Below are 23,385 nucleotides of genomic sequence, written 5' to 3' on the forward strand. Positions count from 1 at the left end.
TGCTCCCGCTACTTGACCGAACCTGCTGTCAGTCCGCCGACAAGATGCTTCTCGATGATGGCAAAGAGGATAACGACCGGGACGATGGCAATTATGGACGCAGCGAACAATTGATCCCAGTGTTGCTCATACCCCGTTACGTAGGAGTTTATCCCGACTGTGAGTGGTTTCTTAGCATCGTCCTGCATCAGGGTCAGCGCGACGACGTACTCGTTCCAGGCGGCGATGAACGTGAACACCACGGCGGTGACCAGGCCGGGGCGCGTGAGCGGCAGCATGATCCGCCACAGCGTGCCCATCCGCCCGCACCCGTCGAGGTTGGCGGCCTCTTCGACCTCCTGCGGAATGGAGGAGAAGAAGCCCTGCAGGATCCACACCGAGAACGCCAGGTTGAACGCCGAGTTGGTCAGGATGATGGCCAGGTAGGTGTTGACCAGGTTCGCCTCGAAGAACTCCCGGTAGATGCCGACGACCAGGGACGTCGGGGAGAACATCTGCGTGATCAGCACCAGCAGCAGGAACGCGGTTCGGCCAGGGAACCGGAAGCGCGCGGTGAAGTACGCGGCCGGCACCGACACCACCAGCACGATCAGAGTCGAGCAGGCGGCCACCAGCAGCGAGGTCTTGAGCCAGCTCAGGAACCGGTCGTCCGACAGCACCGTCCCGAACGTGCTCAACTGCCAGTGCCGGGGAAAGAGCGTGGGCGGTGACGCGAGCACGTCCGTGCTCGGCCGCAACGCGTCGAGCACCATGACCAGGTAGGGCGCCAGGAACACGATCGCGACGGCCAGCCCGGCCAGCGGCAACACGAACCGGCGGACCGAGGCCCACCCCTTCGGACGGCGGGTCCGGACGGCCGCGGCCGCATCGCTCGGACGCACCGCTCCGCTCGGCCGAATGGTCGCCGTCATCAGGCCTCCTGCCATTTGACCAGGCGCAGGTACACCATCACGACGGCGAGGATGAGCAACACGTTGCAGACGCCGGCGGCGGCGGACATGCCGATGCTGTGCTCCGAACTCTTGAACGCGAGCTTGTACATGAAGGTGATAGACGTGTCATGGGTGTAGCCGGGGTTGCGGTCGTTGAGGGTGTACACGATCGGGAACGAGTTGAAGACATAGATGATGTTGAGGACGCTGGCGACCATCATCGCCGGGCGCAGCAGCGGCAGGGTGACCTGCCAGTACAGCTGCCACGGCCGGGCGCCGTCGATCCGGGCGGCCTCGTAGACGTCACCGGGGATCGCGCTCAACCCGGCGAGGAAGACGTAGATGGTGAACGGCAGCGAGACGAACACGCCGACCAGCACCATCGCCGGCATCGTCCAGCGGTCATCGCCCAGGAAGTCCACCGGCCGGCTGAGTACGTGCAGTGACACCAGCAACCGGTTGAGCAGGCCGTGGTAGTAGTCCAGCAGCAGGGTGAACAGCCGTGCGGTGATGACCAGCGACGCGGCCCACGGCACGATGATCGCCCAGCGGACCGCCCGACGGCCGAAGAACTCCTTGGACAGCAGTTGCGCCAAGCCGAGGCTGATCACGATGGTCAGGGCTACCACGGCGACGACCCACACCACGGTGTTCTTCAGGACCGTGCCGAAGTCGGGGTGGTGCAGGACGTTGGTGAAGTTCTTCGAGGCCGCGGAGCCGGTGCGCAGGCCGGTGATCGAGTACTGCCCCATCGAGGCCTTCACTAGCTCGATCGCGGGGTAGATCACCACCGCCGCGATCAGCACCAGCGCCGGCCCCAGCCACAGCAGCGCCGTCCAGATGGAGGCCCGGCCCCGCCGCGCGCCACGTCGGCGGCGCGCAGGCGACGCTGTCGCACCCGCAGTGCCGGCGGCAGTGCTCCCGTCGAGCGGCCCGCGACCGGCCGCGGCCGGCGTACCGGCCGCGGCTGGTGCGGAGTCAAGCGTGTCGCTCACGATCAGCCGCCCGCCTCAGCGGTCTTCTGCAGCTTCTCGAGCACCTTCTTCGGATCGCCGTTCGCGGCGACGCCGCTCCCGATCTGCTGCTGAACAGCCAGCAGGACCTTGTCCCAGGTCGGGTCCTGGTTGGGAGTCAGGTGGATGTTGGGCAGCGTGTCGATGTAGACCTTCAGCGCCGGGATGGACTTGAAGACGTCCAGACCGGACTTCGTCACCGGCAGGAAGCCCTCGGCCTTGATGAACTGGTTCACCTGGTCGGGCTGGTAGTACAGCTCGTAGAAGTCCTTGACGGCCTCCTGGTTGCCGCCCTTCTTGAAGGCGTTGAGGTAGTCGGTGACGCCGTACGTCTGCGGCTCGGTCGCGCCCTTGGTCGGCATCGGGGCGATGCCGTAGTCCACCTTCTTGTCCTTGTCCAGCGTCGCGGCGAGGGGACCGAAGCCCACGATCATGCCGGCCTTGCCGGTACTGAACAGCGGGAAGGCCCCGTCGGTGCGGTTGGTCTTGCCGGGGTTGTTCTGGCTGACCTTGTCATCGACGGCCAGCTTCTTCAGGAAGGCCAGCGTCTCGACGTTCTTGTCGGAGTCGATGGTCCACTTGCCGCTGGCGTCCTTCCAGTCGCCACCGTTGTTGAATGCCCAGATCGAGAACTCGGCCTGTGCCTCTTCCGGCCCGAGCGGTTCGACGTAGCCCACGACGCCGTTGCCCAGCGCCTGCACCTTCTTGGCATCGGACTCGAACTCGTCCCAGGTCGTCGGTGGCTTGCTGATGCCGGCCTTGGAGAAGAGCGTCTTGTTGTAGAACAGGGCGCGCGCCGAGGACAGGTCCGGGAAGCCGTACAGCTTGCCGTTGAAGGTGCCGCTGGCCTTGAACGCGTCCAGCAGGTCGGACTGCACCGAGGACGGCAGCACATCGTCGGCCGAGTACAGCAGGTTGTCCTTGGCGTAGCTGGAGTAGTAGTTGATGTTCAGGATGTCCGGCGGGTTGCCGTTCTGAACCATGGTGCTGCTCTGCTGGGCGATGTCGTTCCAGCTGACGATCTGGACGTCGAGGGCGATGCCGTACTTCTTCTTGTACGCCGCGGCGAACTGGTCCCAGAAGGCCTTGGTGTGCTCCTGGGAATACTCAGCCGCGACCAGCTTGATCGAGCTGACCTTCTTGCCGCCCGCGTTGGTCGCCGTACCTCCACCGGTGCTGCCGCTTCCGGTGCCACCACCGCACGCCGCCAGCGCGAGCACCGCCGCCGCGCTGATGCCGGCGAGCAGTGTGCTCCTTCTTCTTCCCATCAAGTGCTCCCTGTTCGGTTGACCGGTCGGCTGAGTTGGCACGAGTCTGCGCCATCTCCCCAGCACCTGGCAATGGTGTAGACCATTCTGCCCCGGGTATTGTCTCGACAATTTAGGACAGTGGCGCCGATCGCGCACGGGACGCTCCGACGCAGGGTGCGAGTGATGCGGAAAAGAGGCCGAATTATGACCGAGTGGCTGCGCTGTGGTGGTTGAGAACGACATCGCGGACGGCACCACCGAGCCCGGCTCCGCAGGAACACTGGACGCCGCCCGAAACGCGGGCGCCGTTATTGGCATCGACGTGGGCGGCACCGACCTCAAGGGCAGCGTCTACGACAGCACCGGCGCGGAGCTGCTCCGGCTGCAACGGCCCACCCCGGTCGGCGACGGGGTGCCGGCCGTGGTCACCGCCATTGTGGATCTGGTCCAGGAGCTGCGGTCCCGCACCGGTCCCGCCACTCCGGTTCGTGGAGTCGGCCTGATCTTTCCCGGCGTGGTCGAGGCGGCCGCCGGCATGGCGCGCTACTCGGTCAACATCGGCTGGCGCGACCTGCCGCTGCGGGACCTGGTGAGCGAGCGGGTCGGGCTGCCGGTGGCGATCGACCATGACGTGCGCGCCGGCGGCCTGGCGGAGTTGACGCTGGGAGCGGCCCGGGGCGCGCGTGAGGCGCTGTTCGTCCCGATCGGAACCGGCATTGCGGGCGCGGTCATCAGCGGCGGCGCGGTGGTCACCGGTGCCCGGCAGATGGCCGGCGAGATCGGCCACATCCCGGTCTGTCCGGACGGGGAATTGTGCGCCTGTGGCCAGCGCGGCTGCACCGAGACCTATGCCAGCGCCTCGGCCCTCCCCCGCCGGTACGCCGCGGCGGCAGCCGCTCAGCAGGCACCAGCGGCGGCAGCCGCTCAGCAGGCACCAGCGGCGGCGGCCGCTCAGCCCCTGCGCGCGGAGGACGTCCTAGCCCTCGCCGCGGCCGGCGATCCGCTCGCCCGCACCGTGTTCGACGAGGCTCTCACCGCGCTCGGGCGTGCCCTGGTCACGTACACGATGCTGATGGACCCCTCCGTCATCGTGATCGGCGGTGGCATGGTGCGCGCCGGGTCGGCGCTGCTCGACCCGCTCGCCGAGGCCGTCCAGCGTGGGCTGGTGTGGCGGGACGCGCCGGCCATCGTGGCGGCCCGCTTCGGCTCCGACGCCGGGCGGGTCGGTGCGGCACTGGTCGGCTGGCAGGCGGTGCGTCGAAACCAGGAGGTGAGCACGGACGCCGGGGGCAGCTACCGTCAGCGGCATGCAGTCTGAACAGCTCGACCACACACCGTCCCCAGAGCGGCTCGCGCCGGATCAGCTCGCCGGGGTCGGGTCTCACCTCACCGGCGCGCTGATCGCGGTGGACTTCGACGGCACCCTGGCCCCGATCGTGCGAGACCCCAGCCAGTCCCGCCCGGTGGACGGCGTCATCGACACGCTGATCGCACTGGCCCGGGCCGGCGCCCAGATCGCGGTGGTCACCGGCCGCGACGCGCTCACCGTGCTGGAGCTCGGCGGCCTGGACGCCATTCCGGGGCTGGTGATCAGCGGTGTGCACGGATCGCAGACGTGGCGGGACGGCGAGCTGCGCTCGATCGAGGAAGCGCCCGGCATCGACGTCCTGCGTACCCAACTGCCGCCGCTGCTGCCCGAGGGAGTCTGGCTGGAGGACAAGCGGCTCTCACTCGTCCTGCACACCCGCCAGGCCGCTGACCCGAACTCCGCGCTCGATCAGCTGAACACCTTCGTTCCGGACCTGGTGGCTCAGCAGGGGCTCGAAACCCATCCCGGCAAGCAGGTGTTGGAGATCCGGCCGCCGGGGCTGTCCAAGGCCACCGCGCTGCGAGAGCTGCTGACCCCGGACACCACCGCCGCGTTCTACGCAGGCGATGACCTCGGTGATCTGCCCGCGATAGCGGCGGTCACCCGGTGGGCGGTTGACACCGGACGTCCCGGACTCACCGTCGCTGTCGGCGAGATCAGCGAACTGCACTCGCGCGTCGACCTGGTCGTAGGCTCACCGGCCGAACTGGCGCGGCTGCTCGCGGGACTGCTCCGGGACTGAAGATCAAGGCCCGGGTCGCGGATCGGCTCTCAGCAGCGGTCGGTCGCCTTGCTGGCAGGAGTCTGAGAGCGGAATGTGAAAAGTGCCTGCACCTGGCAAGCGATGATGTTTGGATAGCCGCATGACCCAGTCGGACAACGAGTGAGCCCCAACGCCGATAGTCCCGCGGCCCAGAGTTCCGCTGCGGACCGGCGCGAAGGCCGGATCGTGGTCGACAATCTGACGAAGGTGTTCGGCACCCAGCGAGCGGTGGATCAACTGAGCTTCACCGTCGAGCCCGGCTCGGTCACCGGCTTCCTCGGCCCCAACGGCGCGGGAAAGACGACCACCCTCCGCATGCTGCTCGGCCTGGTGCGCCCGACGTCCGGTGTCGCGACCATCAACGGCCAGACCTACGAGTCGCTCAGCCACCCGCTGCAGACGGTCGGGGCGGCGCTCGAAGCGTCGAGCTTCCACCCCGCGCACACCGGCCGCCAGCACCTGCGGATCTACTGCGCCGCAGCCGGACTGCCGGCGCGCCGAGCCGACGAGATGCTCGACCTGGTCGGCCTGACGGATGCGGCGAAGAAGAAGACCAAGGGCTACTCGATGGGCATGCGCCAGCGCCTCGGCCTGGCCGGCACGCTGCTCGGCGACCCGCGGGTGCTGATCCTGGACGAGCCCGCGAACGGTCTGGACCCCGAGGGCATCCGCTGGCTCCGGGGCTTCTTCCGGCACCTGGCCGGCGAGGGCCGTACGGTGCTGGTATCCAGCCACCAGCTCGCCGAGGTGCAGGAGGTCGCTGACCGTGCGGTGATCCTCAACCGAGGCAAGCTGGTGCGCGCCGGAACGCTCGACGAGCTCTCGGCGGGATCCGCGACCGCGGTGGTCCGCGGGCCGAACCTGGGCCCGCTGCAGCAGGCGCTGGCCGGTGCGGGGATGAGCGGCACCGCCGAGGCCGACGGCTCGCTGCGGGTGCACGCCGACGAGCTGAACCGCATCGGGCACCTGGCGTTCGTCAACAATGTCGAGCTGTACGAGCTCAGCCTGGAGCGGTTCGACCTGGAACAGCTGTTCTTCACGCTGACGGAGGGTGAACACCGCGGCGCGAACTTGGACGCGCCCGGCATGGTGCACGGTGGCCCGCCGCGCGGGCCGATGCTGCCACCGAGCGGCCAGAACCAGCAGAACCCACAGAACCAGCCGTACGGGAGCGTCCAGCGATGATCGGCCTGATCAAGTCCGAGGTACTGAAGATCCGCAGCACCCAGGTGTGGTTCTGGATGGTGGTGCTGGCGGTCGCCTTCACCGCGCTGGGCACCATCGGCCCCATCGTGACCGCCATCGACGATCACCGCAACGGCAACCCGGTCGACTACTACGGCCTGTTCACCCAGTCCCAGGGCGCCGGCGTCGCGCTGCTGGTGCTGGGACTGCTCGGGCTCACCACCGAGTTCCGGCACAAGACGATCACCCCCACGCTGCTGGCAACGCCGAACCGGTGGTTGCTGCTCGCCGGCAAGGCGGCCTCGTATGCCATTTTCGCGGTGCTCTACGCGGTTATCTGCATCGTGCTCAACTTCGCCATGGTCATCGTCTGGCTGTCCGCGCAGTCGATTCCGCTCGAGTACGGCCATGGCGTGGCCGGCGGCGTGTTCAAGGCGTTCCTGTCGCTCGTGCTCACCGGCATGTTCGGTCTTGGGCTCGGCGCCCTGATCCGCAATCAGGCCGCGGCAATGGTGTTCGGCATCGTGTACTTCTTCCTGCTGGACAATCTGCTGCATTTCCTGCCGCTGGTGCGCAAGGGCTACGCCTACACACCGGGTGGTGCCATGACCGCCTTCACGTCCAACGGCCACCTCGACAACGGTCCGTCGGACGTGCACCTGCTCGCACCCGCGGTCGGGGGGCTGGTCTTCCTGGTCTGGGCATTGGCACTGCTGGTCGGCGGCGGACAATTGAGCCTGCACCGCGACATCAGCTGAGGTCTGTGAGCAACCGCACGGAGCGGTGCCGCGACCAGTGCTTGTTCGTCATGCCCTCAGGACGGCATCGCGGGTAGTCTCGATCCTTGGGTTGCGCCCTAGCTCGCGTTTTTCGCCCACGTGGTTCGGCGCGTCCCCCACGCAGGCTTACGCACGCACTGAGAAGGTGGCCGACAACGTGACCGCGCAGTCCTCGACCGGCAGTGAATCATCCGCATCTCGCCTGGACTTCGGCGCGAACGAGTGGCTCGTCGAGGAGATGTACGAGCGTTACCTGGCCAACCCGAACTCGGTGGACGCAGCCTGGCACGACTTCTTCGCCGACTACCGGCCCGCAGTCGGTCCGGTAGCGCAGTCCTCGGCCAAGCAGTCCCCGGCCGAGCAGCCAGAACTGCCCGACGAGCCGAAGACCGAGGCCCCGCGAACCGAGGCCGCGCGAACCGAGGCCGCGAGCGCGCCCGCTCAGGCGGCTCCGGCCGTGACGGTGGCCGCCCAGGCCAGCGACGGCGCCGGTCTGGCCAGCAGCGTGGCGGCGAAGTCGGTCAGCACCCCCAACAGCAGCGCCAGCAATGGCAGCACGACCAAGGGCAGTACAACCAGCAGCGGGTCCGCCACCAGCAGTACAGCCGACCGGCCGGCGTGGACCAACCCCACCGTCGCCCCGACGGTGAACGGCTCGAACCATGTGACGGTGCTGCGCGGGGCGCCGGCCAAGGTCGTCACCAACATGCAGGCATCGCTGGAGATTCCGACCGCGACCAGCGTGCGCGCCGTCCCCGCCAAGCTCATCGCCGACAACCGCATCATCATCAACAACCACCTGCGCCGGGCTCGCGGCGGCAAGGTCAGCTTCACGCATCTGATCGGGTATGCCGTCGTACGCGCGCTGCACGACCTTCCCGAGATGAACAACTCGTTCGCCCTGACGCCCGAGGGCAAGCCCGCGGTGGTCGTCCCGGAGCATGTGAACTTCGGCCTGGCGATCGACCTGCCGGGCAAGGACGGTGGCCGCTCGCTGGTGGTCGCCGCCATCAAGGGCGCCGAGCAGATGGACTTCGCCCAATTCTGGGCTGCCTATGAGGATATCATCCGGCGGGCGCGCGCGGGAAAGCTGACCGCCGACGACTTCGCCGGCTCCACGATCAGCCTCACCAACCCGGGCACCATCGGAACGAACCACTCGGTGCCCCGTCTGATGCAGGGCCAGGGAACCATCGTCGGAGTCGGCTCGATGGAATACCCCGCCGAATTCAGTGGAATGCACCCGGATGCCCTTTCTGACATGGGTATTTCCAAGACGATGACGCTGACCTCGACCTATGATCACCGCATCATCCAGGGCGCCCAGTCCGGTGACTTCCTGCGGCGGGTCCACCAGCTGCTGCTCGGCGAGGACAACTTCTACTACGACATCTTCGCCGCGCTGCGCATCCCGTACGAGCCGGCCATCTGGCTGACCGATCGGGAGTTCAGCCACGAGGGCCAGATCGACAAGGCCGCCCGGGTCATCGAACTGATCAACGCCTACCGGACCTCGGGCCACCTGATGGCCGACACCGACCCGCTCGAGTTCAAGATCCGGACGCACCCGGACCTCGACATCACCAAGCACGGGCTGACCCTGTGGGACCTGGACCGCGAGTTCCCGGTGGGCGGCTTCGCCGGCCAGAAACTGATGAAACTGCGCGACATCCTCGGAGTGCTGCGCGACGCGTACTGCCGCCGGGTCGGCGTCGAGTACATGCACATCATCGATCCCGAAGAGCGCGCCTGGATCCAGCAGAACATCGAGGTTCCGAACGACGCGCCGACCCGGGCCGAGCAGAAGCACATCCTGTCCCGGCTCAACGTGGCGGAGGCGTTCGAGACCTTCCTGCAAACGAAGTACGTCGGCCAGAAGCGCTTCAGCCTCGAAGGTGGCGAGACGGTGATCGCGCTGCTCGACGCCGTGCTGGCGTCCTCGGCCAGCCAGGGCCTGGACGAGGTCGTCATCGGCATGCCGCACCGGGGCCGGCTCAACGTGCTGGCCAACATCGTCGGCAAGCCGTACGCCAAGATCTTCAACGAGTTCGAGGGCAACATCGACCCGGGCACCGCGCAGGGCTCGGGTGATGTGAAGTACCACCTCGGCGCGCACGGCACGTACACCGGCGCCGACGGCTCGCAGATCGCCGTCGAGCTGACCGCGAACCCGTCGCACCTCGAGGCGGTCAACCCGGTGCTGGAGGGAATCGTCCGCGCCAAGCAGGACATTCTCGACAAGGGCGAGGACGGCTTCACCGTCCTGCCGCTACTCATGCACGGTGACGCGGCCTTCGCCGGCCAGGGTGTCGTGGCCGAGACGCTGAACCTGTCGCAGCTGCGGGGCTACCGCACCGGCGGCACGGTGCACGTCGTGGTGAACAACCAAGTGGGCTTCACCACCTCGCCCGCGCAGTCGCGCTCCAGCCTGTATTGCACCGACGTCGCCCGGATGATCTCGGCACCGATCTTCCACGTCAACGGCGATGACCCCGAGGCCTGCGTCCGGGTCGCCAAGCTGGCCGTGGAGTACCGGCTGCGGTTCAAGAAGGACGTCGTGATCGACATGGTGTGCTACCGGCGCCGCGGTCACAACGAGGCCGACAACCCCTCGTTCACGCAGCCGCTGATGTACGACATCATCGACAACAAGCGCAGCGTGCGAAAGCTCTACACCGAGGCGTTGATCGGCCGTGGCGACATCACGATCGAGGACGCCGAAGAGGCGCTCAAGGACTTCCAGGCGCAACTGGAGAAGGTCTTTCTCGAGACCCGGGGCGCCAGCGGCAAGCCGCGTCCCGAGCCGGTGATGGATGAGACCCCGCACCAGCACCCGGAGTCCACCGCGATCTCGGCGGAGCTCATCAAGACGATCGGCGACCTGTACGCCAACCATCCGACCGGCTTCACCGTGCACCCGCGGCTCAAGCCGCAGATCGACCGGCGCGTCGCCCAGACCACGGCCGGCGACGTGGACTGGGCGACCGCGGAGCTGCTGGCCTTCGGCTCGCTGACCGTCGACGGGCACCCGGTGCGCCTGGCCGGCCAGGACTCCCGTCGCGGCACGTTCACCCAGCGCCACGCCGTGCTCATCGACCGGATGAATGGCGACGAGTACACCCCCTTGCGGCACATCCCCGGCGCGAAGGCGCCCTTCCGGGCATACGACTCGCTGCTGTCGGAGTACGCCGCGATGGGCTTCGAGTACGGCTACTCGGTGGCCAACGAGGATTCGCTGGTGGCGTGGGAGGCCCAGTTCGGTGACTTCGCCGACGGCGCTCAGATCATCATCGACGAGTTCATCGCCTCCGGTGAGGCCAAGTGGGGCCAGCGTTCCTCGGTGGCGCTGCTGCTGCCGCACGGCTACGAGGGCCAGGGGCCGGACCACTCGTCCGGCCGGCCCGAGCGATTCCTGCAGATGGCGGCCGAGAACAACATGACCATCACGATGTGCTCGGCGCCGGCGAACTACTTCCACCTGCTGCGGCGCCAGGCCATGTCCACGATTCGCCGCCCGCTGATCGCCTTCACCCCGAAGTCGCTGCTGCGCCTGAAGGCCGCGGTGAGCCAGCTGGACGAGTTCACCACCGGTACCTTCCGGCCGGTGATCGGCGACGACACGGTGAACCCGGCCGACGTGACGCGCGTGGTGCTGTGCAGCGGAAAGGTCTATTACGACCTGGCGGCCGCTCGCAAAGAGGCCGACCGCGAGGACGTCGCCATCGTCCGGGTGGAGCAGGTCTACCCGCTGCCGGCTGACCAGCTTGCCGACGAGCTGGCGAAGTACCCGAAAGCACAGCTCGTCTGGGCCCAGGAGGAGCCGGCGAACCAGGGACCGTACCCGTTCATCGCCCTCAACCTGCCCGAACGGCTGGCGGCCAAGGGCGACAACCGGCCGATCTACCGCGCCTCGCGCAAGGCCTCGGCCTCGCCGGCGGTCGGCTCGTCCAGCGTGCACGAGAGCCAGCAGCGCGAGGTCGTCGCGACGGCGCTCGGCTAGCCCGGCGCACTTGCCCGGACGGGTGCCGGCTGGGCGTGCACTAGATTCAGGACTCATGCCAGCACCCATTCCGCAGGACCGTCCGATCCGCTGGGGCATTCTCGGCGCGGGCGGCATCGCGTCCAAGGTCGCCGCCGACATCGCGCGCGCCGAGGGCAACATCCTCGCCGCGGTGGGCGCGCGCAGCGCCGAGCGGGCGGCGGACTTCGCGTCCCGGTTCGCCATCCCTCGCTCGTACGGGAATTACCAGCAACTGGTGGACGATCCGGAGTTGGACGTCATCTACGTGGCGACGACGCACCCGTCCCACCACGACCAGGCCCTGATGGCGGTCCAGGCAGGCAAGGCCGTGCTGATCGAGAAGCCGGTGTGCCTGAACGCCGCGCAGGCCACCGCGGTGTTCGACGCCGCCCGGGCCGCTGACGTCTTCGCGATGGAAGCCATGTGGATGCGTACGAATCCGCTGATCGGCACGGCCCAGCGGCTGATCGCCGACGGCGCGATCGGTGACGTGGTGGCAGTCCGCGCCGAGCTGGGGCTGGGGCGGTCATTCGATCCGACGCACCGGCTCTACGACATGGCCAACGGCGGTGGCGCGCTGCTCGACCTCGGCATCTACCCCGTGACGTTCGGCTGGCTGTTCCTGGGACGCCCCGACACCGTGTCCACCATGGGCTCGCTGGCGCCGACCGGCAGTGACGCCTCCGTCGCGATGCAGTGGGGCTACTCCGACGGCCGGGACGCCCAGCTGTCCTGCTCGGCGCCGCACGCCATGCCCAACCGGGGGTTGATCCTGGGCACCAGGGGCTGGGTCCAGACCCAGGGGCGTTTCTACCGTCCGACCGGCCTGACGGTGCTGAGCGACGGCGAGCAGACCGAGCTGCCGGACCCGATCGGCCCGGAGTCCGCCGGCTACGGCCCCGAGGTGGCCGAGGTGGCCCGCTGCCTGCGGGCCGGCCTGGTCGAGAGCCCGGTGATCCCGCACGCCGACACCATCGCCATCCTGGGGCTGCTCGACGACGCGCGCGCCGAACTCGGCGTCCGCTATCCGGGCGAGTGACCGCCCGGCCAACCTGAGGGGGCAGCGTGTATTTCACTGATCGCGGCATCGAGGAACTCGAGACCCGGCGCGGCGACGAGCAAGTCACCCTGGCCTGGGTTGCCGAGCGGCTGCAGACGTTCGTGGACGTCCATCCCGAGTTCGAGATTCCGGTGGAGCGCTTCGCGACCTGGCTGGCCCGCGCCGACGACGAGGACGACTAGGCCGGACGAGGACGACTAGGCCGGACCATTGCTGTCCGAGCAGCACGCAAGGTCGCGGCCGCCGGGCGGCTGCGGGCCGGTCCGTGGCCGCTTGCCCTCGTGCCCCTGCGGGACCCCCGGTATCCGCAACACGGTCATGAATTGCTGGGTGATCGGGCCTATGGCCAACGCGAACAGGACGGTGCCGACGCCGACCGAGCCGCCCAGCAGCCACCCGCAGGCGAGCACGGTCAACTCGATGCCGGTGCGGACGATCCGGACGGACAACCCCGTGCGGCGCGCCAGACCGGTCATCAGGCCGTCGCGCGGACCGGGGCCCAGACCGGCGGAAATGTACATGCCGCTGGCCAGCCCGCAGAGCACGATCGCGCCGAGCAGCATCGCGATCTTCGCCGGGTAGCCGTGCTGGGGCGGCAGCGCCACGAGCGTGGCGTTCAGTGCCAGCCCGACAACCACGACGTTGCTGACGGTTCCCACGCCCGGTCGCTGCCGCAGCGGCCACCACAGCAGCAGCACCAAGGCGCCGAGCACGATCGCGACCGTACCGATCGCGTGGTGCACCCGCTGGGCAATGCCCTGGTGCAGCACGTCCCACGGGTCCAGGCCCAGGCCGGCGCGGACCTGCATCCCCGCCGACACGCCGAAGAGCACCAGGCCCACGTACAGCTGCGTCAACCGCCGGGCCCACCGAGCGACGTCATGCTCAACCAGCGGGCCCGGACGGGCGGAGATTCCCATACTTCCCAGCATTCCGGTCCATCGCTGCCTCCAGCCAGGACCACTGCCGACAAAGTGGCCTGGAAATCGCGCTGACCACTAGGAGAACCAGGCCACTTGACCCACACTGGCCGGGTGGACAGCCCTCGAAGCATCGGAGCACGCGCTCTCGCCGCGTTGCTTCCCGACCTCGGCCAGCTCCCCGGTCCCCGCTACCGCGCCCTCAGCACCGCGGTAGCCACCCTGCTGCTCGACGGCCGCGTCGCGCCCGGCGTCCGGCTGCCGTCCGAGCGGGACCTCGCGGCCGTCCTCCAGCTGAGCCGCTCCACCGCGACCGCCGCTTACCAGCAGCTGACCGAGGACGGCCTGCTCGTCCGCCGCCGCGGCTCGGGCAGCTATCTGCGCCTGCCGGTCGGTTCCCGGGTGTCCGGCCCGGGCGGTCGGCTGAACCGCCAGGACGAGGGCGTCAACGTGCTGGACCTGTCGATCGCCGCGATGCCGACGCTGCCGGGGGTGCTGGAAGCAGCTGCCACCCGGGCGCTGCGGCAACTGAGCCAGCACACCGGCGACATCGGTTACCAGCCGTACGGCATCAGCGCACTCCGGGAGCGCGTCGCCCGCCGCTACACCGATCGCGGAGTGTGCACGGACGCGGACCAGATCCTGGTGACCAACGGCGCCCAGCACGCTCTGGACCTGTTGCTGCGACTGCAGCTGCACCCCGGCGACCGCGTCGTGACCGAGCTTCCGACGTACCCCGGCGCGCTGGACGCGATCCGCTCGCACGGTGGCCGGGTGGTCGCCGTCCCGTTCGGCCCGGACGGCCGCTGGGACGCCGCCGCGCTGCGCAATGCCCTGCTCCAGACGTCCCCGCGATTGGCTTTTCTCATACCGGACTTCAACAATCCCACCGGGGCCCTGATCGGCGACGACCAGCGGCACGAGCTGCTGGCGGCCGCTCGGGGCTCGGGAACGACCGTGATTGCCGACGAGTCGTTCATCGACCTGGACCTCCGCGAGCACAACCCCAGGGGCAGCGGAGCTGCCGACAGCACCGGTACCCCGATCGAGCGGCCGATGCCGATGGCGGCCATCGACGACGGGGTGGTGAGCATCGGCTCGCTCTCCAAGCCGATCTGGGGTGGCCTGCGGATCGGCTGGATCCGCACCGACCCCGACACCGTGTCACGACTGGCCATGATCCGCGCGCGCTCGGACATGGGCGGCTCGGTGCTGGACCAGCTGGTTGCCGATGAGGCGCTGGCCGACATGGATTCCATTGCGGCCCGCCGCCGGGCGGAGCTGATCGTCAAGCGTGACGCGCTGCTGTCCGAACTCGGCGCGCGCCTGCCCGCCTGGCAGCCGAGCTATCCGGCCGGCGGGCTGTCCACCTGGGTGACCCTCGATGCGCCCGGCGCCACGCCGCTGACGCACCTGCTGGAGCAACGCGGCGTGCTGCTCACGCCCGGATCGCGCTTCGCCGTCGACGGCACGCTGGAGCGCTACCTGCGCATTCCGTTCGCGCTGCCCCCCGCGCAGCTCGCGACGGCGGTCGAGCGGATGGCACAGGCATGGGCCGATCTGGGCCCCCGCCAGGTGCGCCGCCCCAGCGGCGCGCTGGTGCCGGCCTGAGCCCCTCGTCAGATTGACCTGCCCTGCGATCGCTATAGCAACCCGACAACAGGTCAGTTGCCTGGACGGTGGCAGCCGCTACAGGTCGAGGGCTGGACGTACCCGCGCGGGCTCTCCCACCCACCGCCGGATCGCCGACCACCGCGTACCGCGAACTCCTCCGAGCCGCCGATGCCAGATCCACACCGCTCGGGCCTGGACGTCAGCCACCCCGTGCTGCCGGGAATCCGAACCGGCCCGGGCGTTGTCGCTGGTGAGCAGCCAGCCACCGTCACGCGGTGAGACGGCACGCTTGAGCACCGGCACTCCGGGCAGCACCCGGAAGCGGCCCAGCACGATCGCGCCAGGCCGTACCCCGGCGCCGTGGCGCACCAGCACGAGGTCTCCGGGTGCGAGCGTGGGAGTCATCGAATACCCGTCCACCCGCACTCGCTGCCACGGAATCAGCGTGTCCATAACCATGGATGCTGCCTGATTCGGGCAGTCGCGTGGGAGTAGGGTCGGCCAGGGCGTCCTGCGAAGGGGCGCGCATCATGTCACGATCCAAGGAGATGTCATGCGCTTGATACGTCGTCAGATCACCGCTTCGGCGCACTGCGACCTGCCCTGCGGTGTCTATGACCCGGCCCAGGCCCGCATCGAGGCAGAGTCCGTCAAGGCGATCCAGGAGAAGTACCAGGCCAACGAGGACCCGATCTTCCGGACCCGCGCCTTGCTCATCAAGGAGCAGCGCGCCGATCTGGTGAAGCACCATCTCTGGGTGCTGTGGACGGACTACTTCAAGCCTGCGCACTTCGAGAAATACCCGCAGCTGCACGAGCTGTTCAACAAGGCCACCAAGCAGGCCGGTGCCTCCGGTGGCAAGAGCTCGGTGGATCCGGCCGAGGGCCAGAAGCTGCTCGACATGATTGCCGAGATCGACACCATCTTCTGGGAGACCAAGAAGGCGGCATGAGGATGAGGCCCCGCAATCCGTTGAATTGCGGGGCCTCACACTGCCTGTTCCGCAGCGGGTCCAGGAGACCCGCCGCCGCGGCGGCCAACTGTTAGCCTCGAAAAATGCTCCGGTCAGCTGGCGAACACTCCGCACACTCCCCCGCCCCGAGCACGTACGGCGGCTGGCCGGCGAAGAATACCGCTCCTGCGCTGGTGCTTGTCCGGCACGGCGAAACCGAGTGGAGCCGCAGTGGCCAGCACACCGGGCGCACCGACATTCCGCTTACCGAGACGGGCGAAGACCAGGCTCGGACGTCCGGCGAACTGGTCCGCGCCGTTCTGGGATCGAGCATCCCCGCGCTGGTGGTGAGCTCGAATCTGCAGCGCGCGTGGCGGACCGCTGAGCTTGCCGGCTTCCCGCCGGACGAGCGAACCGTCGAGGCCGCCGAGTGGGACTACGGGCAACTGGAGGGCCTCACCACGCCCGAAATCCAGCAGGACTATCCCGACTGGTCGATCTGGTCCGGACCAATTCCCGGCGGCGAGGACGAGGCCGCGATCACGGCCCGGCTGGACGGCCTGCTGAACCGCATCGCTGCGAGCCGGCCGTCCGGGCCCGTGCTGGTCTTCACTCACGGCCACACCAGCAGGTGCCTGGCCGCGCGCTGGCTCGGTGAGCCGGTGACCGCGGGCAGGCACTACTGGATGTCCACCGGTGCGGTTTCGAGCCTCGGGTACGAGCACGAGCGGCCGGTGCTGCTGCGCTGGAATGTCGACAGCTCCATCGTCGCCGCGGGCCGGGCGACGACGTGAGCAACTCCGACCTCCGGCTTGGCGCGGCGCTGGTCGGACGTCGGCCGCATCAGCTGAGCGTGACCGGGATCGGTTCAACCGCCGCGTGGCGGACCGTCTCAGAGGACGCGGTCCAGCGCCTCCCGGGACGGCTTGCTGAGCAGCAGCACCAACACCGCCACGGCGAGGATCAGCATCGGCACGGCGAGCAGGAACCGGCCGTTCTGGAAGCCGAGTGAATATCCGACCGGCAGCGCGATGATCTGCACCACCACGATCGGCGACCGGGCGCTCGGGCGCAGCCGCGCCAGGCCCCGCGCGCACAGGGCCAGCACCACGGCGCCCAGCAGGGCGAAGCCCGCCACCGTGAGCGCCGCCCACAGCCGGGTCGAGGTGTGGACGAACGCCAGCACCAGCAGCGCGACCGCGGTCACCGCCAGCGCCGCCGCCTCGACGAAAACCAGGATCGCCGCGAGCCGGACCGGACGAGGCACCGGACCAGGCATCGGATCAGGCACCGTCGGAGTCGTCTTGCCTTCGGGATCAGCCACGACAGCAGGGTATTGCAGGCGGTCACCGAGCCCGCGTGCCGCCTCGATCGCCATCCTGATCGCCGGCGGCTGGGGCCGCTACCGGCGGGTAGAGTCCATCAGGTGCGCGTCCTTGTGGTGTCGAACCCCCGAGCGACCGCGACCACCGTTCGCCAGCGTGACGTCGTCGTGCACGCACTCGCCACCGACGTCAAGCTCAAGGTCGAAGAGACAGCCAACCGCGGCCACGCCGCTGCCCTGGCCTGCCGGGCGATGCGGAACGGCGTGGACGTGGTGGTTGCCCTGGGCGGTGACGGGACCGTCAACGAGGTCATCAACGGCCTGCTCACCGACGGGGTGCATCCGGGCGTCCCCGCGCTGGCCGTCGTTCCCGGCGGTTCGACCAATGTTTTCGCGCGCGCCCTCGGCCTGCCCAACGACCCGGTCGAGGCGACGTCCATCCTGATGGCGGCACTCGCCGGCGGCCGGCGACGCGAGATCGGCCTGGGCCTGGCTGATGACCGCTGGTTCGCCTTCACTGCCGGCTTCGGCTACGACGCCGCGGTGGTAGCGGCCGTCGAGGCGCACCGCCGGCGTGGCAAGACCTCTACCCATCCGCTGTACGTGCGCACGGCCGTCAAGACCTTCTTCCAGCAGCAGCGTCACTCGCCCGCGCTCACCCTCGAGATCGCCGGCGGACCAACGGTGAGCAAGCTGCACATGGCTCTGGTGACCAACAGCGACCCGTGGACGTTCCTCGGCAACCGTCCCGTCTCGCCGACTCCGGACGCGTCCTTCGACACCGGGCTCGATGTCTACGCCCGGACCCGAATGGGAGCGCCGGGTATCCTGCTGTCGGCGGCATCGATGGTCCGGTCACGTCAGGCGTCGGCCAGCAGCGCGGCGGGTCCGGTCAGCGCGGCGGCCCGGGCCCGGCGGGCGCTCCGGGTATTGGGCGGCTACGTCGCGCACGACGCGCACGACTTCGTACTGCGGGCGTCGCGTCCGCTCCCCTTCCAGGTCGATGGGGACTCCCTCGACGAGCGGGAGTCCATCCACTTCCGCAGCGTGCCGAAGGCGCTGCGGGTCTACTCCTAGTCAGGGCTCCGAGGTCGGCGCTCCGATAGGCAGTGGGTCACGGCAGCAGGCAGCTTGCCGGACTTGTTGAAATACCCATCCCAGCTGTGAATAGGCTGTGTATAGTGAACGCTCAGCACGTGAGCACGGGTTAGGGCTTGCTCGTTGCCGTTCCGTCCGCGACGCTGGAGGAGGCAAGCTGGAAGGGAGGCCTGGAAGGGACGACCTCCAGGCCGCCTGCGCTCCAAGCAGTGGGAGCAGCCTTGAGGCATCACCACAGGTGACAGTGGCGGTCACACAGGTGTAAGCCCTTGAACAAATTGGCTGCTCGTGAAAGAATTCACAAGCACTGCTCGGACGGCTCCATGCTGGCCAACTCGCAGATTCAGCCAAGTTAGGAGATCCACCCAATGGACTGGCGTCACCGCGCGGTATGCCGCGACGAGGACCCGGAACTGTTCTTTCCGATCGGTAACACCGGTCCGGCATTGATGCAGATCGAAGAAGCGAAGGCCGTGTGCCGTCGCTGTCCCGTAATGTCAGAGTGCCTTGCCTGGGCTCTCGAGAGCGGCCAGGATGCGGGAGTGTGGGGCGGCCTCAGCGAGGACGAACGCCGCGCGCTCAAGCGTCGCAACGCCCGCGCTCGCGCTCGAATGTCCTAGGCGCCCTCATCGGGTCGCACCCGTCACCGACCCGGGCACACCGAATCCCACGCCGGAACAGCTACGAACCGGCCAGCGATCCGCGGTCAGTGCGGCTCAGCGGAATCCGCAGAGACACCTCTGTGCCTGCCTGGCCGGCTCCACGGCGACTGATGTCGAGGGCAGCGCCGAGTTCCGCGTCGACAAGGGTTCGAACGATCTGTAGTCCAAGCCGATCGGTACGGTCCAACGAGAACGTATCCGGCAAGCCGGCTCCGTCATCGGTCACCTGGACGGTCAGCACGCCTCGCGCGCGTTGACCGGTGACCGTCACGGAGCCGGCTTTACCATCCGGAAAACCATGTTCCACGGCGTTGCCGACGAGCTCCGTCAGCGTCATCACCAGCGGCGTCGCGAGTTCCGCGGACAGCTCACCGAAGCTGCCGGTGCGGCGCACCTGGACGCGGCCGCCCGCGCCGGTGACATCGGCCAGCATCGCGAGCAGCCGGTCGACGACCTCGTCGAACGCCACCTCCTCGTCGATCGCCGACGAGAGGGTCTCGTGCACCAGCGCGATGGAGGACACCCGCCGCATCGACTCCTCCAGCGCCACCCGCGCCTCGGGGTTCGCGACCCGGCGGGACTGCAACCGGAGCAACGCCGCCACTGTCTGCAGGTTGTTCTTCACCCGGTGGTGGATCTCTCGGATCGTCGCATCCTTGCTCAGCAGCTGACGGTCGCGGCGGCGCAGCTCGGTCACGTCCTGCAGTAACACCAGCGCGCCGAGTGAGTCGCCTCGCGGGTAGAGCGGAATGGCCCGGAACCGGACGATGGCCCCGCCACCGTCGATCTCGCGTGAGATCGGGTGCACGCCGCGCAGCGCGTGGGCCATCATCTCCGCCAGGTCTGCTGCCTTGAACGGGTCACGGGCCAGGGCGCCGACCGCCTCGGCGAAGGACTCCCCCAGCAGGTTGGCGTTGAAGCCCAGCCGCCGTAGCGCGGACGAGCCGTTCGGGCTGGCGTAGAGCACCTTGCCGTCGCTGTCCACCCGGACCATGCCGTCACCGACCCGGGGCGCCGCGCCCTCTTCACGCTCACTCGCCGGTCCGGGGAACTTGCCCGTCGCCACCATCGTCGCGAGGTCCGCCGCGCTCTGCAGGTACGCCAGTTCGAGTTGACTGGGGCTGCGCACGCTCGTCAGGTTGCTGTCGCGTCCCAGCACCGCGATGGTGGTGTCGCGGTGGACGATCGGAATCGCCTCCCGCCGGATCGGGGTGTCGCCCTCCCAGTCGGGATCGGACTCCCGGAAGATCCGCGACTCGGTGACCGCTATCCGCAGCGCCGCCGCCCGCGTGCCACTGAGCCGTTCGTGCACCCGATCATGCTGGTAGGCGGTCGCCCCCGTCGTCGGCCGGCACTGGGCGGCACAGAGGAACTCGCCGTCGGTCGCGGTCGGAACCCACAGCAATAGATCCGCGAACGACATGTCCGACAGCAGCTGCCACTCCGCGACGAGCTGTTGCAGGTGCGCCGTCTGGTCGTCGTCGAGCGTGGTCTCGCTGGCAAGAAGGTCTGACAGAGCTGACATGGTGGCCTGAGAGTGCCACAACCCTTACCGCAGCGCCGCAACGGCCTCCCGGACGGTGCGAGACCGGCCGGCCTGCCGCGCGGCGGTAGCGGGGTCGGCCCCGGTGGCGAGGTGCACGATGGCCGCGCGGGCATTCCAGTCGCAGCGCTCCAGCGCGGCCCACGCCTCGGCCGCGGTGTGCGCGGTGCTGTCGGCCACCACGCCACTGATCCGGTGCCGGAGCTTCTCGTTGGCTGCCACCACATCGACCATGTAGTGGCCGTGCACGTGGCCGAGCCGGATCATCGTCGTGGTCGTCAGCGCGTTGAGCACCAGCTTCTGCGCGGTCCCGGCGGCCAGCCTGGTCGAACCGGCGACCACCTCGGCACCGACCGCCACCTCGATCGCCACGTCGGCCAGCGCGGCCAGCGGCGAACCCGCCACGTTGGTCACCGTGACCACCTCGGCACCCACCTGCCGGGCGCTGCGGGCGATGGCGCAGGTGTAGGGCGTGCGGCCGCTCGCCGCGACCGCGATGACGGCATCCAGCCCGGTCACCGCCAGCTCGGCGAAGTCGGTCAGGGCGAGGTCGGTGTCGTCCTCGGCCTGATCGGTGCCGACCAGGTGCCCGGAGCCGCCACCGGCCACCCGGGCCTGGATGCGCTCCGCCGGGATGCCGTACGTCCCCGGTACCTCGACCGCCTCTTGCACGGCCAGCCGCCCGGAGGCGCCGGCGCCGAAGAGCAGCAGCCTGCCGCCGCCCTCATAAGCCCGGGTGAGCAGATCCACCGCCCGGGTGATCTGCGGCTGCGCCGAGCGCACCACCCCGGCGACGTGTTCCTGACCGGCGAGCACGGCGCTGACGGCGTCGTCGGTGTCCAGCAGGTCGAGATCGGGTGGGCCCGGCAACGGAGCGTCCCGCACGACCGACAGTGGCTCGTCGGTGAGTGGCACGTCGGTGAGCGGCACGCTCACCACGTCTCGGTCACCTTCGACAGGCCGCGCGGCGCGTCCGGATCACCGCCGCGCTCCAGGGCGACGTGCATCGCGAGCAACTGCAGCGGCAGGATCTCGAGGATCGGCTGCAGCTGCTCGGGAACACCGGACGTCACCACCGGCAGGGTACGAACCGGCATGCCCTGCTGACTCTCGGGCACTCCCCCGACGACGAGCAGGTCGGCCTCGCGCTGCCGCAGCCGCTCCAGGACCGGCACCATCGCCTGACCGCCCGGGCCCGGCGTCACCACGGCAATCACCGGCAGCTCCGCGTCGATCATCGCCATCGGCCCGTGCAGCAGGTCCGCGCCGGAGAACGCCTGCGCGCCCAGGTACGACGTCTCCATCAGCTTCAGCGCGGCCTCTCGGGCCGTCGGGTACGAGAACCCCCGCGCGGTGGTCACCAGTCGATTGGCGAAGCGATACCTTGCCGCGGCCTCGACCACGCCGGGCTCCAGGGCCAGCGTCGCGTCGGCCGCGTCCGCCAGCGCGGCCACCTCAGCACCGAGCGCACCCGTACCCGATTCGGCCAGTGGCGAGAGCAGCAGGTACAGCGCCAGCAATTCGGCGGTGTAGGTCTTGGTGGCGGCCACCGCCAGCTCCGCGCCTGCCCGCACGTCGACGGAGAACTCGGCCGCCCGCGCGAGCGCCGACGCGGCGTTGTTGGTGACCGCGACGGTGGTCGCGCCGCACTCGCGGGCGGCGGTCAGCGAATCGATCAGATCGGGAGAGCCGCCGGACTGGCTGACGGCCAGGAACAGGACGTCGGTCAGCCGCGGCCGCGCTCCGTAGACGGTCATCGACGAGGGCGACACCAGACCGGCGGGCAGGCCCAGCCGGACCTCGACCAGGTACTTGGCGTACAGCGCGGCGTGGTCCGAGGTTCCGCGGGCCGCGAGCAGCACGAACCGGTGCCGGCGCCGGCCGATTTCGGCGGCGACCGACGCGATGTCGGCGCCTCCGTCGGTTACGATCCGGCGGAGCATGGCGGGCTGCTCGGCGATCTCGGCCTTCATCAGTCGGCCTGGCTGCTGATCCACCGGCTGTATCTCCCCTTGCGCGTCAGTTATCCACTATTCGAATTGGACTAGACAAATTAGTAGCGTGGCTCATCATCGGTTCGAAGTCAATGGTATAGACCACTGCGTCGGCGAGATGGGATACCGGCCTAAGCGCGCCCAGGAAGGACAGCCGTGATCGAAGACCAACGACGAGAACCGAAATACTACCTCGTCAAGCGGCACCTGCTGGAGCTGATCGCCGAGTATCCCGCCGGTACCCCGGTGCCGACCGAGCGTGAGCTCGCCGAGCTGCTCATCACCTCGCGTACCACAGTCAGGCAGGCGCTGAGTGAACTCGTCACTGAGGGCCGGCTGGTCCGCCGGCAGGGCTCGGGGACCTACGTGGCCGAGCCGAAGCTGGCATGGCCGCTGCAGATGTCGAGCTTCACCGAGCAGGCGGAATCCTCGGGACTGAAGGTCGAAACCACCCTGGTATCGGCCGAGCGGGTGCCGGCCACAGCCGAGATCGCCGAGCTGCTGCGGCTCAAAGTCGGCGCGCAGGTGCATCGGATCGAGCGGCTGCGCGTGGTCAACGGCTCGCCGATGGCGCTGGAGCAGTCGCACCTGTCAGCGCGCCGGTTTCCCGGCCTGGCGAAGTCCCTGCGCCAGACCAGCTCGCTGTACCGGGTGCTCAAAGAGGAGTGGGGGGTTACCGCGGTCGACGCCGTCGAGACCATCGAGACCGCTCCCGCGTCGCCGCGCGAGGCGGGATTGCTCGCCACCGACACCGGTGCGCCGATGCTGATCCTGTCGCGGCACAGCATGGACGCCGAGGGCGTGCCCGTCGAGTGGGTCCGCAGTTGGTACCGCGGTGACCGTTACACCTTCGTCGCCCGGCTCGGCGCGCCCGGCTCCTCGTCCTGAGAGCCCTTTCCGTACAAC

22 protein-coding genes are annotated in these 23,385 nt (G+C 68.9%); 13 read left to right on the plus strand and 9 right to left on the minus strand.

Annotation, left to right across the window (positions count from 1 at the left end; translation table 11 throughout):
• Positions 1–8: 8 nt before the first annotated feature.
• Genes RM423_RS13285 through RM423_RS13295 form a run of 3 tightly spaced genes read right to left on the minus strand, consistent with a single transcriptional unit; the run spans position 9 to position 3,213 of the window.
• Positions 9–911 (minus strand): carbohydrate ABC transporter permease, encoded by a 903-nt coding sequence (locus tag RM423_RS13285; protein WP_311423515.1) that lies wholly within the window; start codon positions 909–911, stop codon positions 9–11.
• Positions 911–1,927, minus strand: a complete 1,017-nt coding sequence (locus tag RM423_RS13290; protein WP_311423516.1) for a carbohydrate ABC transporter permease — start codon at positions 1,925–1,927, stop codon at positions 911–913. Before RM423_RS13290 ends, RM423_RS13285 begins: the two co-directional genes overlap by 1 nt.
• Before the next feature lie 2 nt (positions 1,928–1,929).
• Positions 1,930–3,213 carry an extracellular solute-binding protein gene (locus RM423_RS13295; protein WP_311423517.1) on the minus strand — a complete coding sequence of 428 codons (1,284 nt, stop codon included), beginning with the start codon at positions 3,211–3,213 and terminating at the stop codon, positions 1,930–1,932.
• 205 nt (positions 3,214–3,418) lie between these two features.
• Here RM423_RS13295 and RM423_RS13300 point away from each other — a divergent pair, with 205 nt between their 5' ends.
• From RM423_RS13300 to RM423_RS13330, 7 genes are all read left to right on the plus strand, one after another.
• Positions 3,419–4,513, plus strand: a complete 1,095-nt coding sequence (locus RM423_RS13300; RefSeq protein WP_311423518.1) for an ROK family protein — start codon at positions 3,419–3,421, stop codon at positions 4,511–4,513.
• The gene (otsB, locus tag RM423_RS13305; protein WP_311423519.1) at positions 4,503–5,306 is read left to right on the plus strand and encodes a trehalose-phosphatase; all 804 of its coding nucleotides are present in this window, start codon (positions 4,503–4,505) and stop codon (positions 5,304–5,306) included. The genes RM423_RS13300 and otsB overlap by 11 nt, the downstream gene beginning before the upstream one ends.
• 207 nt (positions 5,307–5,513) lie before the next feature.
• Entirely contained in the window at positions 5,514–6,512 is a 999-nt protein-coding gene (locus RM423_RS13310; RefSeq protein WP_311423520.1) for an ABC transporter ATP-binding protein, read from the plus strand.
• Positions 6,509–7,270 carry a hypothetical protein gene (locus RM423_RS13315; RefSeq protein ID WP_311423521.1) on the plus strand — a complete coding sequence of 254 codons (762 nt, stop codon included), beginning with the start codon at positions 6,509–6,511 and terminating at the stop codon, positions 7,268–7,270. The genes RM423_RS13310 and RM423_RS13315 overlap by 4 nt, the downstream gene beginning before the upstream one ends.
• A 178-nt stretch (positions 7,271–7,448) precedes the next feature.
• Positions 7,449–11,291, plus strand: coding sequence for a multifunctional oxoglutarate decarboxylase/oxoglutarate dehydrogenase thiamine pyrophosphate-binding subunit/dihydrolipoyllysine-residue succinyltransferase subunit (locus RM423_RS13320; RefSeq protein WP_311423522.1), 3,843 nt, complete (start codon positions 7,449–7,451; stop codon positions 11,289–11,291).
• A gap of 55 nt (positions 11,292–11,346) precedes the next feature.
• The gene (locus tag RM423_RS13325; protein WP_311423523.1) at positions 11,347–12,351 is read left to right on the plus strand and encodes a Gfo/Idh/MocA family protein; all 1,005 of its coding nucleotides are present in this window, start codon (positions 11,347–11,349) and stop codon (positions 12,349–12,351) included.
• Between the two features lie 26 nt (positions 12,352–12,377).
• Positions 12,378–12,554: a DUF6104 family protein gene (locus tag RM423_RS13330; RefSeq protein WP_311423524.1), complete on the plus strand. Its 177-nt coding sequence runs from the start codon at positions 12,378–12,380 to the stop codon at positions 12,552–12,554.
• Between the two features lie 15 nt (positions 12,555–12,569).
• Here RM423_RS13330 and yczE read toward each other — a convergent pair whose 3' ends face one another.
• On the minus strand, positions 12,570–13,292 hold the full coding sequence (gene yczE, locus RM423_RS13335) for a membrane protein YczE (protein WP_311423525.1): 723 nt from the start codon (positions 13,290–13,292) through the stop codon (positions 12,570–12,572).
• Positions 13,293–13,406: 114 nt separating this feature from the next.
• On the opposite strand from yczE, the gene yczR reads away from it, so the two are divergent.
• Positions 13,407–14,903 (plus strand): MocR-like transcription factor YczR, encoded by a 1,497-nt coding sequence (gene yczR / locus RM423_RS13340; protein WP_311423526.1) that lies wholly within the window; start codon positions 13,407–13,409, stop codon positions 14,901–14,903.
• A gap of 78 nt (positions 14,904–14,981) precedes the next feature.
• Here the strand turns inward: yczR and RM423_RS13345 are convergent, their stop codons facing one another.
• A complete protein-coding gene (locus tag RM423_RS13345; RefSeq protein ID WP_311423527.1) occupies positions 14,982–15,359 on the minus strand; it encodes a S24 family peptidase in 378 nt (125 codons plus the stop codon).
• A gap of 100 nt (positions 15,360–15,459) precedes the next feature.
• On the opposite strand from RM423_RS13345, the gene sodN reads away from it, so the two are divergent.
• Both sodN and RM423_RS13355 read left to right on the plus strand, forming a co-directional pair.
• A complete protein-coding gene (gene sodN, locus RM423_RS13350) occupies positions 15,460–15,858 on the plus strand; it encodes a superoxide dismutase, Ni (protein ID WP_311423528.1) in 399 nt (132 codons plus the stop codon).
• A 104-nt stretch (positions 15,859–15,962) separates the two neighbouring features.
• Positions 15,963–16,652, plus strand: coding sequence for a histidine phosphatase family protein (locus RM423_RS13355; protein WP_311423529.1), 690 nt, complete (start codon positions 15,963–15,965; stop codon positions 16,650–16,652).
• Positions 16,653–16,750: 98 nt separating this feature from the next.
• Here the strand turns inward: RM423_RS13355 and RM423_RS13360 are convergent, their stop codons facing one another.
• The gene (locus RM423_RS13360; RefSeq protein WP_311423530.1) at positions 16,751–17,182 is read right to left on the minus strand and encodes a hypothetical protein; all 432 of its coding nucleotides are present in this window, start codon (positions 17,180–17,182) and stop codon (positions 16,751–16,753) included.
• A 102-nt stretch (positions 17,183–17,284) separates the two neighbouring features.
• Between RM423_RS13360 and RM423_RS13365 the strand changes: the two genes are divergently transcribed.
• On the plus strand, positions 17,285–18,259 hold the full coding sequence (locus RM423_RS13365) for a diacylglycerol/lipid kinase family protein (protein ID WP_311423531.1): 975 nt from the start codon (positions 17,285–17,287) through the stop codon (positions 18,257–18,259).
• 389 nt (positions 18,260–18,648) lie between these two features.
• A complete protein-coding gene (locus tag RM423_RS13370) occupies positions 18,649–18,900 on the plus strand; it encodes a WhiB family transcriptional regulator (RefSeq protein ID WP_311423532.1) in 252 nt (83 codons plus the stop codon).
• Positions 18,901–18,961: 61 nt separating this feature from the next.
• On the opposite strand, the gene RM423_RS13375 is transcribed toward RM423_RS13370, so the two are convergent.
• Genes RM423_RS13375 through RM423_RS13385 form a run of 3 tightly spaced genes read right to left on the minus strand, consistent with a single transcriptional unit; the run spans position 18,962 to position 22,458 of the window.
• Entirely contained in the window at positions 18,962–20,467 is a 1,506-nt protein-coding gene (locus tag RM423_RS13375; RefSeq protein WP_311423533.1) for a sensor histidine kinase, read from the minus strand.
• A gap of 24 nt (positions 20,468–20,491) precedes the next feature.
• Positions 20,492–21,421 (minus strand): N-acetylmuramic acid 6-phosphate etherase, encoded by a 930-nt coding sequence (locus RM423_RS13380; RefSeq protein ID WP_311423534.1) that lies wholly within the window; start codon positions 21,419–21,421, stop codon positions 20,492–20,494.
• On the minus strand, positions 21,418–22,458 hold the full coding sequence (locus RM423_RS13385) for an SIS domain-containing protein (RefSeq protein ID WP_396327712.1): 1,041 nt from the start codon (positions 22,456–22,458) through the stop codon (positions 21,418–21,420). The genes RM423_RS13380 and RM423_RS13385 overlap by 4 nt, the downstream gene beginning before the upstream one ends.
• Before the next feature lie 177 nt (positions 22,459–22,635).
• Here RM423_RS13385 and RM423_RS13390 point away from each other — a divergent pair, with 177 nt between their 5' ends.
• Entirely contained in the window at positions 22,636–23,367 is a 732-nt protein-coding gene (locus RM423_RS13390) for a GntR family transcriptional regulator (protein WP_311423536.1), read from the plus strand.
• The last annotated feature ends 18 nt before the right edge of the window (positions 23,368–23,385 follow it).

Origin of the sequence: Jatrophihabitans lederbergiae (assembly GCF_031845305.1) — a bacterium.
Classification (GTDB): domain Bacteria; phylum Actinomycetota; class Actinomycetes; order Mycobacteriales; family Jatrophihabitantaceae; genus Jatrophihabitans_A; species Jatrophihabitans_A lederbergiae.